Raw genomic sequence first — 13,504 nt, 5'->3', positions numbered from 1 at the left:
TTCCATTATTTCTATTAGAAACGGATTTTTCTTCGACGACGAAATATTCAACATTCGCACCGTTTCGAGCTACAATTATTCGTCTTTATGGGATTATGTAAACAGAGAGGATGTGCATCCTCCTGTGCATTATATTATCAATAAGGCTGCTTTCGACGTTCTTGGATCATGGGAAGCGGTCAAGGTTCTGAGCGCTATACTGAACGCGCTTGGTTTGGCCATTCTTGGCTTCTTTGCGTTCGACAAGATCGACCCTCGCGCAAGACTGCCCCTGGGGATTTTTCTGGCGCTCTGCGGCACGACAATCATGTGGGGCGCATCGCTCCGCTGGTATGCCTATTTCGATCCGCTATTCGCCATCGTTTTCGCCCTTATCCTGTTTTCCGATTTCAGCCTGACCAAGCGAACGATGATCCTGGCGGGGGGAATCGTTCTCTTATTCTACGTCAACTATGAGACCTTGTGCGCCGCGCCAGTGCTGGTTGTGACGCATCTGCTGCGCGAAAGGAAGAATTTCCGGCGCGGCGACATCATAACCTTATTCATCGCGGGGCTGGTCGGCCTTGCGCTGTGCATTCCGCAACTGCTCATTTTCTTAGAGTTTGCGCGCGGACATGGCGCCAATCAGACCTCCAGCTTCCTCAGCGCGCTTTCCCAGATCGCGATCACGCTTGTCGTCGGCAACGCGGTGTTCCCGATCTCGGTCGCCGCCGGCGTTTATACTGCTCTCATTGCCGCCCTCGGCGTCTATTTCCTGTTTGTGAAGCCGAAATCGGACATCGACTGGATCGTTCTGATCGGGCTCGCGATCGGGACGCTGTTGATGGTCGTGACGGGAATTGCGATGAAGCCGCGAAATTCGGTGTTCCTGCTTCCGCTGGTTTTCCTGATCGTCGCTTCGGCCGTTGCCGCCTTGCCGCCGCTTTGGGCGCGCGCCGCGATCGCCCTGATCGCCGGCTTTCAGCTGCTCGGCGTCGTCAATGTGGCCTGGCATCGCGACACGCTCAAAGGCTCGTTTAATATTGATTATCGTGGAAGCCTTGCGACGCTCGCGGCCTGGAAGGAGCAATGCAAAGGCAAGCTCATTGTCTTCAATCATGATTCGCCGCTGAACTATCTCCTTGAGGAGAATTCGATCGGCTCCTCCTCGGTCTTTTCGCCCAAGCGCGGAACCGACATCGCCGCCCATCCCGGCGATTGCGTCGTTCTTACCAAGACCTATGCCGGCACGCTCAATGCGGATGAAGTCGCCACGCTCTATCGGATGCTCGATAATCCGGCGTTGAAGCAGGTCGCTTTCAAACAACTGGGCGAGGACCGCTATGCGGCCATAAAGTCCTGGGTCGGCAAGGAGCCTTTTCCGCAATATTCAATCGAGTTCGTTGAATATGACGTGACGTCCGATGTGACGCTGCCGGCCTGGAGCGGCGCGATCAAGCGTCTTGACGAGGGCCAGGAATAGACCCGGCTTTCGGTGCGGACAAACCCTCGATGATGTTGGACCGCATCGGCCGGGCCTCGCCGCATTAGCGCATCGGACGTTCAAGCTCGAACGTCTGATGCGCCGGACACTCTCGTTTCGCTTCATCTTGGTGACGCCACGCGCGTCCGCTTGGCTGCGCCATGCGTTAAAGCGCTTATCGATCTGGAAACATGCGACCGACAAGAAATCGCTCCACATCAATGAGTTGGAGCATGTCCTTATCGTCCAGATGATTCCATCTGGACGGGACATGCTCTAATCCATCACAAAATGCTTCGACAGCTTTAGTCCCTGGCCCTGATAATTGGAGCCCTCTCCCTCGCCGTAAAGCGCATGCGGCGCCTCCGCCATTTTCTCATAGACCAGCCGGCCGATGATCTGGCCGTCCTCCAGCACGAAGGGCACCTCGTGGCTGCGCACCTCGAGCACGGCGCGAGCGCCGGGACGATTATCGGGGGACGCGCCAAAGCCTGGATCGAAAAAGCCCGCATAATGAACGCGAAATTCGCCCATGGCCGGATCGATCGGCACCATTTCGGCGGCGAGATCGCTTGGAATGTGCAGGCGCTCCTGCGAGGCGAGGATGTAGAACTCGCCGGGATCGAGAATGAGCCGCCCGTCCGGCCGCGCGAAAATCCTGTCCCAATAATCGTCGAGCCGGTAGCCGCCGGCGCGGTCGACGTCGATGATGTCGGCGTGTTTTTGCGCGCGGTACCCGATGGCGCCGTCCGGCTGGATCGCCGCGCTCAGCGCGACCCGCACGACAAGTCCCTGACGCAAATTGAGCTCGCCGTCGACGAGGGACGCCGCCTTGTGTCGTTCGCGTAGATCGCGATCGTCGACCGCAAATCCGGTGCGTTCGAGCTGCTGCGAATTCAGCCGCCGGAAGCGGATCTGGTTCAGTTTCGATCCTTTGCGAACGCGCACCGAAAAGCTGCGCGGCGACACCTCGGCGTAGAGCGGCCCCTCATAGGCGCGGGCGACGCGGTCGAACACCTCCGAATTATCGGTGATGAGCCGCGTGAAAATGTCGAGCCGGCCGGTCGAGCTTTTCGGATTAGCGAAAGCCGCGATGCTGTCGGGCAGGCGCAGATGCTCGATCAGCGGGATGACATAGACGCAGCCGCGCTCCAGCACGGCGCCCTGTTCGAGGCTGATTGCATCCTCGTCCCGGGCGAAGGCGCGCAGCTGCTCCATCACCGTGCGTTCGCGCCCCGGCAAGAAGCTGGCCCGCACGCGATAGGCCCGCGCGCCGAGGCGCAGGTCAAGGCTCGCCGGCTGAAGCTGTCGCTCGTCAAGGGCGTCCGCCGCCTGGATCATGCGGCGCGTCGCCATCAGCTCGATCTTCTGGCGGGACAGCAGTCCGAAATGCGGGCCGAAATCATCCTGATCCAGTTTCGGGAAAAGCGATTGCATGGATCCTGACAGGTCGCGGAGCAGGGCGGGCGCGCCGGCGCCAAAGCTTAAAGCTTGAGGCGCGGAAAGGAAAAGCCTAATCCAGCCTCCTGCGGCGAGCTTGCTCTCAAGCCCTGGTTATCCACACCGCGATGGGAGAGACGATGACGGATTCCTTTGGCGGCTCTAAGCCCTTGCGTCCCGCGACGCTGCTGGTTCATGGCGGCGGCGTCCGCACCCCCTTCGGCGAGACGTCTGAGGCGCTGTTTTTGACGCAGGGCTATGTGTTCGCCTCGATGGAAGCCTGCGCCGCGCGCTTTGCCGGCGAAGAGCCGGGCTTTGTCTATTCGCGCTACGGCAATCCGACGGTCGCGATGTTCGAGGGCCGCATGGCGCTGCTCGAAGGCGCCGAGGCTGCGCGGGCGACCGCGACCGGCATGGCCGCAGTGACGGCCTCGGTGATGTCGCAGGTCCGGGCCGGCGATCATGTCGTCGCCGCCCGCGCGCTGTTCGGCGCCTGCCGCTATATCGTCGAGGACCATCTGCCGCGCTATGGCGTCGCTTCGACCCTCGTCGACGGCGATGATCTTGACCAATGGCGCGCTGCCGTGCGGCTGGAAACCAAGGTCTTCTTTCTGGAAAGCCCGACCAACCCCTGTCTCGACGTCTATGACATCGCCGCGATCGCAAAGATCGCTCATGACGCCGGCGCGATCCTCGTCGTCGATAATGTGTTTGCGACGCCGATGCTGCAAAAGCCGTTGACGCTCGGCGCCGACCTCGTCGTCTATTCGGCGACGAAGCACATCGACGGCGGCGGCCGGTGTCTTGGCGGCGTCATCCTCGGCGCGAAAGCGCTGGTCGAGGGCGATCTACAGCAGTTCTTGCGGCAGACCGGCCCCGCGCTCTCGCCCTTCAACGCCTGGGTGCTGTTGAAGGCCCTCGAGACGCTGGCGATCCGCGTCGAACGGCAGACGAAGAGCGCCGCCCGAATCGCGGATTTCTTGAGCGAGCAGCCGGCCGTCGCCTTCGTGCGCTACCCTGGCCGCGCCGATCATCCGCACGCCGACATCGCGCGGCGACAGATGTCCGGCGGCGGCACGCTGGTCGCCTTCGAGATCGTCGGCGGCAAACCGGCCGCTTTCGCCTTCGGCCGCGCCCTGAAGCTCATCAAGATTTCAAGCAATCTTGGCGACGCCAAAAGCCTGATCACCCATCCGGCGACGACGACGCATCACCGGCTGCCCCCGGAGGCGCGGGCGGCGCTCGGCGTCTCGGAGGGGCTGGTGCGTCTGTCGGTCGGGCTCGAGGACGAAGAGGACCTGATCGACGATCTCAAGGCGGCGCTCGACGCGCTCCAACGCCAGGACATCGCCGCGGAGTGAGACGACGGCGCCGCGTGCCTTTTTCCCGCGGGTTAAGCTATGATAAGTTTATGCCGCGATGCCGGCTCAAAGGACGCCTCGGATCACCCCCATGTACAGCGCAGTCACCCAGGATATCCAGATTACCGTCCTGCCCGAATTCATCCCTGAGCGCTCGAACGCCGATCAGGCGATGTTCTTCTGGGCCTATACGGTCGAGATCGCCAATCAGAGCGAAAAGACTGTGCAGCTGACCGCGCGCCATTGGAAAATCACCGATGGCAACGGCAGGCTGGAGGAAGTGCAGGGCCCGGGCGTCGTCGGGGAGCAGCCCATTCTGAAGCCGGGAGAAACCTTCCGCTACACCTCCGGCTCGAATCTCACGACGCCCTCCGGCATCATGACCGGCGCCTATCGCATGGTCGATGAGAACGGCGAGGAATTCGACGCGCAGATCCCGGTGTTTTCGCTGGATTCGCCCTTCGTGCGCCGCGTTCTCAATTGAGACGCCGGCGCGCTGGCGCCCGCGCCTCCGCTTGCAGAGACAGAAGGCGGGCCTTTGATGAATGTGATGCAGGAGCCTTCCGCCGCAAGGCTTGAGGCCGCGATCGCCATGCTGGAGCGGCTCGTCGGCTTCGATACCGAAAGCTCGAAATCGAATCTGGCGCTGGTCGCGGCGGTGGAGACTTATCTGCGCGAGTGCGGGGCCGATTACGTCAAGATCCCCAATGCGATTGGCGACAAGGCGGCGCTGTTCATCACCATCGGGCCAAAGATCGATGGCGGCGTCGTGCTCTCCGGCCATACCGACGTCGTGCCGGTCGAGGGACAAAGCTGGAGCAGCGATCCGTTCCAGCTGCGCCGCGAGGAGGGCCGTCTCTACGGCCGCGGCGCTTGCGACATGAAAGGCTTCGATTCGATCTGCCTCGCGATGATCCCTGAGTTTCAGAAGGCGGCGCTGTCGCGGCCGATCCATATTCTTTTGAGTTACGACGAGGAGACGACCTGCCGCGGTTCGCTCGACACGATCCGGCGCTTTGGCGCCGATCTGCCGCGTCCCGGCGCAATCCTCGTCGGCGAACCGACCTTGATGCAGGTGGCGGACGCGCATAAGGCGATCGTCACCTATCGCACCATCGTTCATGGCCATGAGGCGCATTCGTCAAAACCCTATCTCGGCGCCAACGCCGTCGAGACGGCCTGCGATCTCGTTACCGAGCTTTATCGTTTCAATGAGGAGCTTGGCCGGCGCGGCGATCCCTCGGGCCGGTTCGACCCGCCGGCCTCGACCATCGAGGTCGGCGTCATCCATGGCGGCACGGCGCGCAATATTCTCGCCAAGCAATGCGCCTTCGACTGGGAGTTCCGGAGCCTGCCGGACACGCCACAAAACCTCGCTTTGGCGCATCTTGAGAGCTATATCGCCCGCGTCGCGCTGCCGAATTTGACCCGCAACGCCAAGGACGCCTCGATTGAGACCTTCGCCGAGGTCGAGGTGCCCGGCCTTGGACCCGCGCCGGGCTCCGTGGCGGAGTCGCTTGCGCTAAAGCTTGCGCGATCGAACAGCACCATCAGCGTGCCCTATGCGACGGAAGCCGGACAGTTCCAGGCAGCCGGCGCGCCGACCGTGGTGTGCGGCCCCGGCTCGATCGACCAGGCGCATCAGCCGGATGAGTTTTTGGAGATCGCGCAGGTCGAGGCCGGCATAGAATTCATGCGGCGGCTGGCGAAGGAGCTGAGCTGAGCCAAAGGGCGACGTTCACGGCTCCAGTTCGGAATCCCAGTAAAGATAATCCATCCAGCTATCGTGCAGATAATTCGGCGGAAACAGCCGGCCGTTCTGGTGCAGATCGTTGACGGTGGGCTGGTAGGGCTTGTGCGCCGGCCACATGCGGGCTTCGCCGGGCAGCCTGTCGCTCTTGCGCAGATTGCAGCTGGAGCAGGCGGCGACGACATTTTCCCAGGTCGTCATGCCCCCCTTGGAGCGGGGCGTCACATGATCGAAGGTCAGATCCTGACGGGACCCGCAATATTGGCAGCTGAAGCGGTCGCGCAGGAAGACATTGAATCGGGTAAAGGCGGGATGGCGGGACGGTTTTATATAGGTCTTGAGCGAAACCACCGAGGGCAACAGCATTTCGAAGCTCGGACTTCGCACCGCCTTGTCGTAATTCGAGACGATATTGACGCGATCCAGAAACACCGCTTTGATCGCGTCCTGCCAGGACCAGAGCGACAAAGGATAGTAGCTCAGCGGCCGGAAGTCGGCGTTGAGTACAAGGGCCGGACACGCTTCCGGCGAAGCAGTAGCATGGAAATGGACCGTCAATTCAGACGCCTCTCCTTTTGCGCTCCCGCATTAGCTGCGCTGGGCTAATTCGTCAATTCGATTTCGCTTTACCTTGATGCGGCGATTCGCCCGGATATTGTACGGCGCGGATGACGCAGCTGTGAAGGCGCGCAAGCAAGACGCGCGATCAGGCTGGATCACGATGGATGATCGGATTGCTTAACGGGTCGGGATCGGCGTTCCGCTGCGGTAATCATAGAAGCCGCGTTGCGTCTTGCGCCCCAGCCAGCCGGCCTCGACATATTTGACCAGCAACGGGCAGGGCCGATATTTCGAATCGGCGAGCCCCTCATGCAGCACCTGCATCACCGAGAGCACCGTATCGAGCCCGATGAAGTCGGCGAGCTGTAGCGGCCCCATCGGATGATTGGCGCCGAGGCGCATCGCCGTGTCGATCGCCTCGACCGAGCCGACGCCCTCATAGAGCGTATAGATCGCCTCATTGATCATCGGCAGCAGAATGCGGTTGACGATGAAGGCCGGAAAATCCTCCGACACCGTATAGGTCTTGCCGAGACGAATAATGAGATCCTTCGCGGCCTCGAAGGTTTCGTTCTCCGTGGCGATGCCGCGGATCAGCTCGACCAGCTGCATGCGCGCCACCGGATTCATGAAATGAATGCCGATGAACCGCTCCGGACGGTCGGTGACCGAGGCGAGCCGCGTGATCGAGATCGACGACGTATTGCTGGCCAGCAGCGCGTCGGCGCGAGCCGAGGCGCAAACCTGGCTGAAGATCTTGCGCTTGACCTCTTCGTTCTCGGAAGCGGCCTCGATGATCAGATCGCAATCGCCGAATGCGCCATAGTCGGCCGCCGGCTTGATGCGGGCGAGCGCGGCGTCGCGCGTCGCGGAATCGAATTGCTGGCGCTCGACCTGCTTGGCGAGGCTCGCGCCGACGACGGACAGGCCGGTCTTGATGCGCTCTTCCGAAATGTCGTTGAGGGCGACATCAATGCCGGCCAAGGCGCAGACCTGTGCGATCCCCGTGCCCATCTGACCAGCGCCGATCACCCCGATTTTGTTAATGGCCATTTTTTCTTTCCATTGGCGGAATCGCGTCGCGGGCCGTTTGCCCCGCAAAATCCGCTGCGGTGTTGGACCCGACGCGGCGAGCGCCGCTCTTTGAGCAGAAGCCAAAGCGCCCATGGTCAAGCCGACAAGACTTCTAGAACGGAAAATCTGTCTTGACCATATTCAAAACTTCGGAGGGCGCATAAGCAAATGGCGGCGAATTCCGGAGTTTAAACCGCCGACTGCCCAATGCGCGCGGCGAGGACTGACCACGCAATAACGTCGCGGCGCGCGGCGAAGTTTCGCGGCCGGGACGGGAAATTGCTCTTTTGGGCCTGGCGGGTTTTGGCGGTCGGCTCGGCCTCTCGAGGGTCTAACTTTGACGCGATTCGAAGCGTCGGCAACAAGCGAATTCGCTTGGCGTCGCCAACAGCCGCCAGGACGCCGTCAAAACGCCGCCGCCCGGTAAGAGACTTAGATGACGGATATTCAGTTTTTGCGGCCGCGCGAGGAAGCGCCGTGGTTTGGACTCGGGCTTCCGGCCTCATGCTCCAAGAGGGGCGGCCAGTTCAAACGGAGGCTCGACGGCCGGGGCGCCCTGATAGCGCAGCCGCGGATCGCCGCGAAAATTATACGATCCGACATGCGTGAGCTTGCCCTCGGTGTCGAGCCAGATTTTTCCGCCAATGTCGCGCCACCGCTGGCAGAAGGCGAAATCCTCGCTGACATAGGCGCCCGTATCGCGATCGATCAGGCAATCGAACAGAGCATAGCTCGCCGCGCTGGTGACGGCGTTGGAATAGGCGTGCGCTCCCGCGTAGCGCGTTTCGGGGTAGGCGGCGATCATCCGCTCAACGACCTGCCGCTTGATCAGCATGAAGCCGCCGCCGCAATAGATCGCGGTGCAAAAACGCCCGCGCTGTTCGCGGTCGGAGCCGGCCGAGGCCGCGCCGACATAAAGCAGCGGCGCCGTCTCGAACCCTTCGCGTCGCGCCGCCGCGCGCAGGATGGCCGGATTGCTCCAGTCGATCACCTTCAAAGGATAGACGCCGGCGACGAAATCCTGATTGAAATTGAGCATATGCAGCACCTGTTCGGGCTCGAAGCCGATATCGGCGTCGATGAACAGCAGATGCGTCGCGCCTTGCATCATCAGGAACTGGCTGACGAGCGTGTTCCGGCTGCGGGTGATGAGGGAATCATGGCCGAGCAGGGCCAGCGTCGCGTCGAATCCGGCGGCAGCGGCGAGCTGCACGAGGCCAAGCACCGATTGCATGTAATGCTGGGAGACGAGGCCTCCGAAACAGGGGGTGGCGATGAACACCAGCGGTCGTTCGACGGGTTTGATCATTGTCTTCCTTAAAGGCCGCGGCCCTTTGCGCGACGTCATCCCGAAGGCCGCCCAGTCCTGAACCTCGAACCCTGCGCGAGGCCTTCGTCCGGCCGATTCGGACTGCAATTGTCGCTGCCGGATCGGCAGGCGCCGTTAAGCCTAATGAAAGGTTACGTCCCCGCGCCGCCAAATCTCCGCTACTGTGGCTCCTCTGTTTGACGGACCGGGGTCGTCTTGCCGCCGTCCGGAAGAGCAGCGTCTTTACTTCAATTTCAACAGCGGGCGCATGATGTCGCAGACGTCTTTCATGAAAACGGAAGGAGCCGTGTCCTTCGGCGAAAAGCTTGCCGCCTCCGACCAGTTCGTGGCGTTGTTCAAGGAAGGCATGGATCTTGTCGGCGCCGCCGCCGCCTATCTCGACGGGGAAGGGCGCAAGGAGGCGCAGGCCCTGCCGCGGCCCGTTGCGCTCGCCTATGCGGTCGAAAGCATGCGGCTCACCACGCGGCTGATGCAGATCGCGTCGTGGCTGCTGCTGCAGCGCGCCGTCAACGAAGGCGAACTCAGCCGCGCCGAGGCGGCGAGCGAAAAGCGCCGCATTCGCCTCGCGCGTCAGGACGCCGTGTCGTCCGAGGATCTTCTGACAGAGCTGCCGCGGCGGCTTTGCGAGCTTGTCGAACTCTCGTTAAGGGTGCAGGCCCGCATCCGCCATCTCGACGGACTGATCTATGATCCGGCTCCGGGCGCGCGGCCGTCCATGCCGAAAAGTCCGGTCGCCGGCCAGATCGCGCAGTTGCAGGCGGCTTTCGCGCAAGATTCGCGCGTCTGACGCGCGAGGAGGTTTAGCTCCCTCGGATTAGGCCGTTTTCGGCGCTCGGGGAGAGGCGGCGCAGAGCGCTGCGGCCGCCGCGAGCGCGGCAAGGCCCGCCGGTATCATCAGACTGGCCTCGACGGCGCGGAGCAGCGAGGGCCCTGTGGCGCCAAGCCAGCTCTGGCCGGCGCCTGCGTCCTCGAGACGCCACGAGAGGCTGGCTGTGGCGGCGGCGACGCCAAGGCTGGCGCCGAGAACGCGCATCAGGTTTAGCATCGAGCCGGCTTCGCCCGAGAGGCGCGCGGGCGCGGCCTCGACGGTGCTGTGATTGTTGGGGGCGATAAATGCGCCCAGTCCCACGCCGAACAGCGCGAAGGCCGCCGCTGCGACGAGATGCCCGCCGCCCGAGTCTTGCCCGCTGATGACCAGCATCAGCAGAGCGACGAGACAGCAGGCCATTCCCGCGGCGCTGAGCAGCGGCGCGCCAAGCCGGTCGCTGAGCGCGCCGCTGAACGGCGCCGTCGCCCCGAGCGCGACCGGAATGATCGCCAGACGAAGTCCCGCAGCTGCGGGACTGTCGCCATAGCCATGTTCCAGCGCAAACGACATCAGGAAGAACATGCTGTAGAGCAGGGCGTAAGCCAGCGCGACGGCGATCGCCCCGCAGCAGAAGGCTCTGCTGCGGAATAGAAGCAGATCAACCAGCGGCCGGGGCGATGCGCGTTCGTGCCGGATGAGGAGCCAGCCCAGCGCCGACGACCCAGCAAGGAAAGCCATTGTGAGCGGCGAGGTCAGGGCCGAGAGATGGTTGAGCGCCACGATGAGGAAGATGAGCGCCGGCCCGATCAGGACGGCGCCGCGCCAATCGAACCGCATGTCCTGCTCGGTCGTCTCCGTTTGCGGCAGCGCCAGCCATCCAACGATGATGGCGGCGGCCCCGAACGGCGCGGCGAGCCAGAACAGCCATCGCCAGTCGAGCGCGGCGAGGATCAGGCCGCCGATGGCAGGCCCCGCGCTCATGCCGACCGCCTGCGCCGCTGCGAAGATTCCAAGCGCCTTGCCGCGCTGTTTCGGGCCTATCGCGGCCACGAGAATGGAGATGCTGTTGGCGCCCAGCAGCGAGCCGCCGATCCCCTGCAGAACGCGGAAGACGATCAGTTCGCTGAGACTGGTGGAGAGGCCGCATAAAGCGCTTGCGATGACGAACAGAGCGTATCCCGCGAGATAAAGCGACTTCCGGCCGAAGATCTCGCACAGCCGCCCGAAGATCGGCAAAAATGACGCGAAGGCGACGAGATAGGCCAGTGCGACCCAGCTGACCTGTTGCAGCGGCGCAGCGAACGTTTTGCCGAGAGTCGGCAAGGCGAGCTGGACGATGGTGGCGTCCAGCTGGCCGAGGAAGGCGCCGATGCAAACCAGCCCGACCACCAGCCAGGGGCGCCAGGTCTGACGCGCAATCCACGCGAGAGGCGCCGGCTCGCGGCCAAGACGGCGAATGATTGCGCGAAGGGGTCGCCGCGGCGCGGCGCCACTTTCGGTTGGCTCACGCATTCCGCCGCCTCGGCCCCATCGCAATTCCCTGGCGGGCATCAGAATGTCAGGAAGGAACTTAGGCAAAGGCGGGCGACGCCGCTGACGCCTTTAAGTCTCGCACTCTTAACCAGTAGATGGAGCCGTGCGGCCGAAAGGCGCTCCAGCCGCCGCCACGCCGGCTTACTTCTTGCCGAAGCTCAGGCCGCTGAAGCGCGAATTGAAGCGCGACAGGCGCCCGCCGCGGTCGAGCAGCTGTGCGGAGCCGCCGGTCCAGGCCGGATGGGTTTTGGGGTCGATGTCGAGGTTGAGGGTCGCGCCTTCCGACCCATAGGTCGAGCGGGTCAAGAACTCGGTCCCGTCGGTCATCACGACCTTGACCAGGTGATATTGCGGGTGGATATCGGCTTTCATCGGGACTGCCTCAAACTCTCGAAAACGCTGCGCCAGCGCGCTTGGGCCGATCCGCCCATCGGGACATGACGGCGGCGGCCTCGAAACGGTCATGACTGGAAGACGGGGCCTATAGCAAAGGCGCGCCGCCATGGCAAGGCGGCGTCCGGCCAGCCTCCAGCGGCGGTCATGGCGCGAGAATGCGAAACACCGCCTGCTTGGAGAAAAACTCATAAGTCTGGGCGAAGCGGCGGCTGGCTGCGAACCCTGGCGGCGGCAATCCGCCGCCAGCGCCTGCAGCCTTGAACGGCGCGCCGCCCTCCTGGCTTTGGCTCGCGCGCGGCGCGAATACAGCATCATCGCGCGCTTTACTCACGGGCGGCGATTGTGTACCGCAATCAGATCCCGGCCAATGCGCCGGGATTGTTTTTTGCAAGCAAAGCGCGCCGAATGCGCCGGCTTCAGCTCTTGAAGACGCGCGATGCGTCAAGACGCGCGACCCGTGAAGAAGCGATTTAAATGGCGAATGTTGTGGTGGTCGGCGCCCAATGGGGCGACGAAGGCAAGGGAAAAATCGTCGATTGGCTGTCGATCGAGGCCGACATCGTCGTGCGCTTTCAGGGCGGCCACAACGCCGGCCATACGCTGGTCATCGGCAATCAGGTCTATAAGCTGGCGCTGCTGCCGTCCGGCATCGTGCGGCCGGGAAAGCTGTCGGTCATCGGCAACGGCGTCGTGCTCGATCCGCATCATCTCGTCGACGAGATCGCCAAGATTTCCGCCCAAGGGGTCACGGTGACGCCGGACAATCTGAAGATCGCCGACAATGTCACGCTCATTCTGGCGCTGCACCGGGAGCTCGACGCGCATCGCGAATCCGCCTCGGTCGCGGGCGTCAAGATCGGCACGACCAAGCGCGGCATCGGGCCGGCCTATGAAGACAAGGTCGGCCGGCGCGCGATCCGGCTGATGGATCTCGCCGAGCCGGATTCGCTCGATGAAAAGATCGACCGTCTGCTCGCCCATCATGACCCGCTGCGGCGCGGGCTTGGGCTCGAGCCCGTGCCCCGCGCCGCGATCCGCGCCGAGCTCGAAGACGTCGCGCCGAAAGTGCTGCCCTATATGGATGCGGTCTGGGATCTGCTCGAGACGGCGCGCCGCGACGGCAAACGCATTTTATTCGAAGGCGCGCAGGGCGCGCTGCTCGACGTCGATCATGGCACCTATCCCTTTGTCACCTCGTCGAACACCGTCGCGGCGAACGCCGCCACGGGTTCGGGGCTGGGGCCGAAGGCGATCGGCTATGTGCTGGGCATCGCTAAGGCCTATACGACGCGGGTCGGCGGCGGCCCGTTTCCGACGGAGCTCCATGACGAAACCGGCCAGCGGCTCGGCGACCGCGGGCATGAATTCGGCACCAACACCGGCCGGCGGCGGCGCTGCGGCTGGTTCGACGCGGTGCTGGTGCGCCAGACGGTGAAAACCTCCGGCATCGACGGCATCGCCCTGACCAAGCTCGACATTCTCGACGGTTTCGAGGAGATCAAAGTCTGCGTCGGCTATTTGCTTGATGGGGAGCGCATCAATCGCTTTCCGGCGAGTCAGGCCGCGCAGGCCCGCGTCACGCCCATCTATGAGACGATGGAGGGCTGGGCCGGCACGACGGCCGGCGCCCGCTCCTGGGCGGAACTGCCGGCGCAGGCCATTAAATATGTGCGCCGCATCGAGGAGCTGATCGAGGCGCCCGTCGCGCTGCTCTCGACCAGTCCGCAGCGGGCCGACACCATTCTGGTGCATAATCCCTTCCGCGACTGAAACGGGAAAATCTTGGCGG

At 63.2% G+C, this 13,504-nt stretch carries 13 protein-coding genes; 6 read left to right on the top strand and 7 right to left on the bottom strand.

Annotation, left to right across the window (positions count from 1 at the left end):
- Positions 1-124 precede the first annotated feature (124 nt).
- The gene (locus MSIL_RS05265) at positions 125-1,462 is read left to right on the top strand and encodes a hypothetical protein (protein WP_148213028.1); all 1,338 of its coding nucleotides are present in this window, start codon (positions 125-127) and stop codon (positions 1,460-1,462) included.
- A gap of 276 nt (positions 1,463-1,738) precedes the next feature.
- On the opposite strand, the gene MSIL_RS05255 is transcribed toward MSIL_RS05265, so the two are convergent.
- Positions 1,739-2,899 carry a 2'-deoxycytidine 5'-triphosphate deaminase gene (locus MSIL_RS05255; RefSeq protein ID WP_012590056.1) on the bottom strand — a complete coding sequence of 387 codons (1,161 nt, stop codon included), beginning with the start codon at positions 2,897-2,899 and terminating at the stop codon, positions 1,739-1,741.
- Between the two features lie 143 nt (positions 2,900-3,042).
- On the opposite strand from MSIL_RS05255, the gene metZ reads away from it, so the two are divergent.
- The 3 genes from metZ to argE all read left to right on the top strand — a co-directional run bounded on the left by metZ (position 3,043) and on the right by argE (position 5,986).
- A complete protein-coding gene (gene metZ, locus MSIL_RS05250; protein ID WP_012590055.1) occupies positions 3,043-4,263 on the top strand; it encodes an O-succinylhomoserine sulfhydrylase in 1,221 nt (406 codons plus the stop codon).
- 91 nt (positions 4,264-4,354) lie between these two features.
- Positions 4,355-4,747: a Co2+/Mg2+ efflux protein ApaG gene (apaG, locus tag MSIL_RS05245; RefSeq protein ID WP_012590054.1), complete on the top strand. Its 393-nt coding sequence runs from the start codon at positions 4,355-4,357 to the stop codon at positions 4,745-4,747.
- A gap of 66 nt (positions 4,748-4,813) precedes the next feature.
- Positions 4,814-5,986, top strand: a complete 1,173-nt coding sequence (argE, locus tag MSIL_RS05240; protein ID WP_041368529.1) for an acetylornithine deacetylase — start codon at positions 4,814-4,816, stop codon at positions 5,984-5,986.
- A 15-nt stretch (positions 5,987-6,001) separates the two neighbouring features.
- Here the strand turns inward: argE and MSIL_RS05235 are convergent, their stop codons facing one another.
- The 3 genes from MSIL_RS05235 to MSIL_RS05225 all read right to left on the bottom strand — a co-directional run bounded on the left by MSIL_RS05235 (position 6,002) and on the right by MSIL_RS05225 (position 8,957).
- Complete coding sequence (locus MSIL_RS05235) at positions 6,002-6,571, bottom strand: HNH endonuclease (protein WP_012590052.1); 570 nt, start codon at positions 6,569-6,571, stop codon at positions 6,002-6,004.
- Positions 6,572-6,751: 180 nt separating this feature from the next.
- Positions 6,752-7,627: a 3-hydroxybutyryl-CoA dehydrogenase gene (locus MSIL_RS05230; protein WP_012590051.1), complete on the bottom strand. Its 876-nt coding sequence runs from the start codon at positions 7,625-7,627 to the stop codon at positions 6,752-6,754.
- A 523-nt stretch (positions 7,628-8,150) separates the two neighbouring features.
- Positions 8,151-8,957, bottom strand: coding sequence for a hypothetical protein (locus tag MSIL_RS05225; protein WP_012590050.1), 807 nt, complete (start codon positions 8,955-8,957; stop codon positions 8,151-8,153).
- A 289-nt stretch (positions 8,958-9,246) separates the two neighbouring features.
- Here MSIL_RS05225 and rcdA point away from each other — a divergent pair, with 289 nt between their 5' ends.
- Complete coding sequence (rcdA, locus tag MSIL_RS05220) at positions 9,247-9,765, top strand: protease adaptor protein RcdA (RefSeq protein ID WP_244406219.1); 519 nt, start codon at positions 9,247-9,249, stop codon at positions 9,763-9,765.
- 27 nt (positions 9,766-9,792) lie between these two features.
- Here the strand turns inward: rcdA and MSIL_RS05215 are convergent, their stop codons facing one another.
- From MSIL_RS05215 to MSIL_RS21200, 3 genes are all read right to left on the bottom strand, one after another.
- On the bottom strand, positions 9,793-11,298 hold the full coding sequence (locus MSIL_RS05215; protein WP_041367647.1) for an MFS transporter: 1,506 nt from the start codon (positions 11,296-11,298) through the stop codon (positions 9,793-9,795).
- 162 nt (positions 11,299-11,460) lie between these two features.
- The gene (rpmE, locus tag MSIL_RS05210) at positions 11,461-11,691 is read right to left on the bottom strand and encodes a 50S ribosomal protein L31 (RefSeq protein WP_012590047.1); all 231 of its coding nucleotides are present in this window, start codon (positions 11,689-11,691) and stop codon (positions 11,461-11,463) included.
- Positions 11,692-11,857: 166 nt separating this feature from the next.
- On the bottom strand, positions 11,858-12,160 hold the full coding sequence (locus tag MSIL_RS21200; protein ID WP_148213026.1) for a hypothetical protein: 303 nt from the start codon (positions 12,158-12,160) through the stop codon (positions 11,858-11,860).
- Between the two features lie 29 nt (positions 12,161-12,189).
- Between MSIL_RS21200 and MSIL_RS05200 the strand changes: the two genes are divergently transcribed.
- Positions 12,190-13,485: an adenylosuccinate synthase gene (locus MSIL_RS05200; protein ID WP_012590046.1), complete on the top strand. Its 1,296-nt coding sequence runs from the start codon at positions 12,190-12,192 to the stop codon at positions 13,483-13,485.
- Positions 13,486-13,504: the final 19 nt, after the last annotated feature.

The sequence above is a fragment of the Methylocella silvestris BL2 genome (assembly GCF_000021745.1).
Classification (GTDB): Bacteria; Pseudomonadota; Alphaproteobacteria; order Rhizobiales; family Beijerinckiaceae; genus Methylocapsa; species Methylocapsa silvestris.
The sequence above is the reverse complement of the archived record's forward strand: the minus strand, read 5'-3'. Positions and strand labels throughout refer to the sequence as shown.

Excerpts from the sequence above, each read along its gene's own strand:
- metZ (WP_012590055.1), top strand. The coding sequence starts at position 3,043 with ATGACGGATTCCTTTGGCGGCTCTAAGCCCTTGCGTCCCGCGACGCTG.
- apaG (WP_012590054.1), top strand. The coding sequence starts at position 4,355 with ATGTACAGCGCAGTCACCCAGGATATCCAGATTACCGTCCTGCCCGAA.
- argE (WP_041368529.1), top strand. The coding sequence starts at position 4,814 with ATGCAGGAGCCTTCCGCCGCAAGGCTTGAGGCCGCGATCGCCATGCTG.
- MSIL_RS05230 (WP_012590051.1), bottom strand. The coding sequence starts at position 7,627 with ATGGCCATTAACAAAATCGGGGTGATCGGCGCTGGTCAGATGGGCACG.
- rcdA (WP_244406219.1), top strand. The coding sequence starts at position 9,247 with ATGAAAACGGAAGGAGCCGTGTCCTTCGGCGAAAAGCTTGCCGCCTCC.
- MSIL_RS05225 (WP_012590050.1), bottom strand. The coding sequence starts at position 8,957 with ATGATCAAACCCGTCGAACGACCGCTGGTGTTCATCGCCACCCCCTGT.
- MSIL_RS05215 (WP_041367647.1), bottom strand. The coding sequence starts at position 11,298 with ATGCGTGAGCCAACCGAAAGTGGCGCCGCGCCGCGGCGACCCCTTCGC.
- MSIL_RS05255 (WP_012590056.1), bottom strand. The coding sequence starts at position 2,899 with ATGCAATCGCTTTTCCCGAAACTGGATCAGGATGATTTCGGCCCGCAT.
- rpmE (WP_012590047.1), bottom strand. The coding sequence starts at position 11,691 with ATGAAAGCCGATATCCACCCGCAATATCACCTGGTCAAGGTCGTGATG.
- MSIL_RS05200 (WP_012590046.1), top strand. The coding sequence starts at position 12,190 with ATGGCGAATGTTGTGGTGGTCGGCGCCCAATGGGGCGACGAAGGCAAG.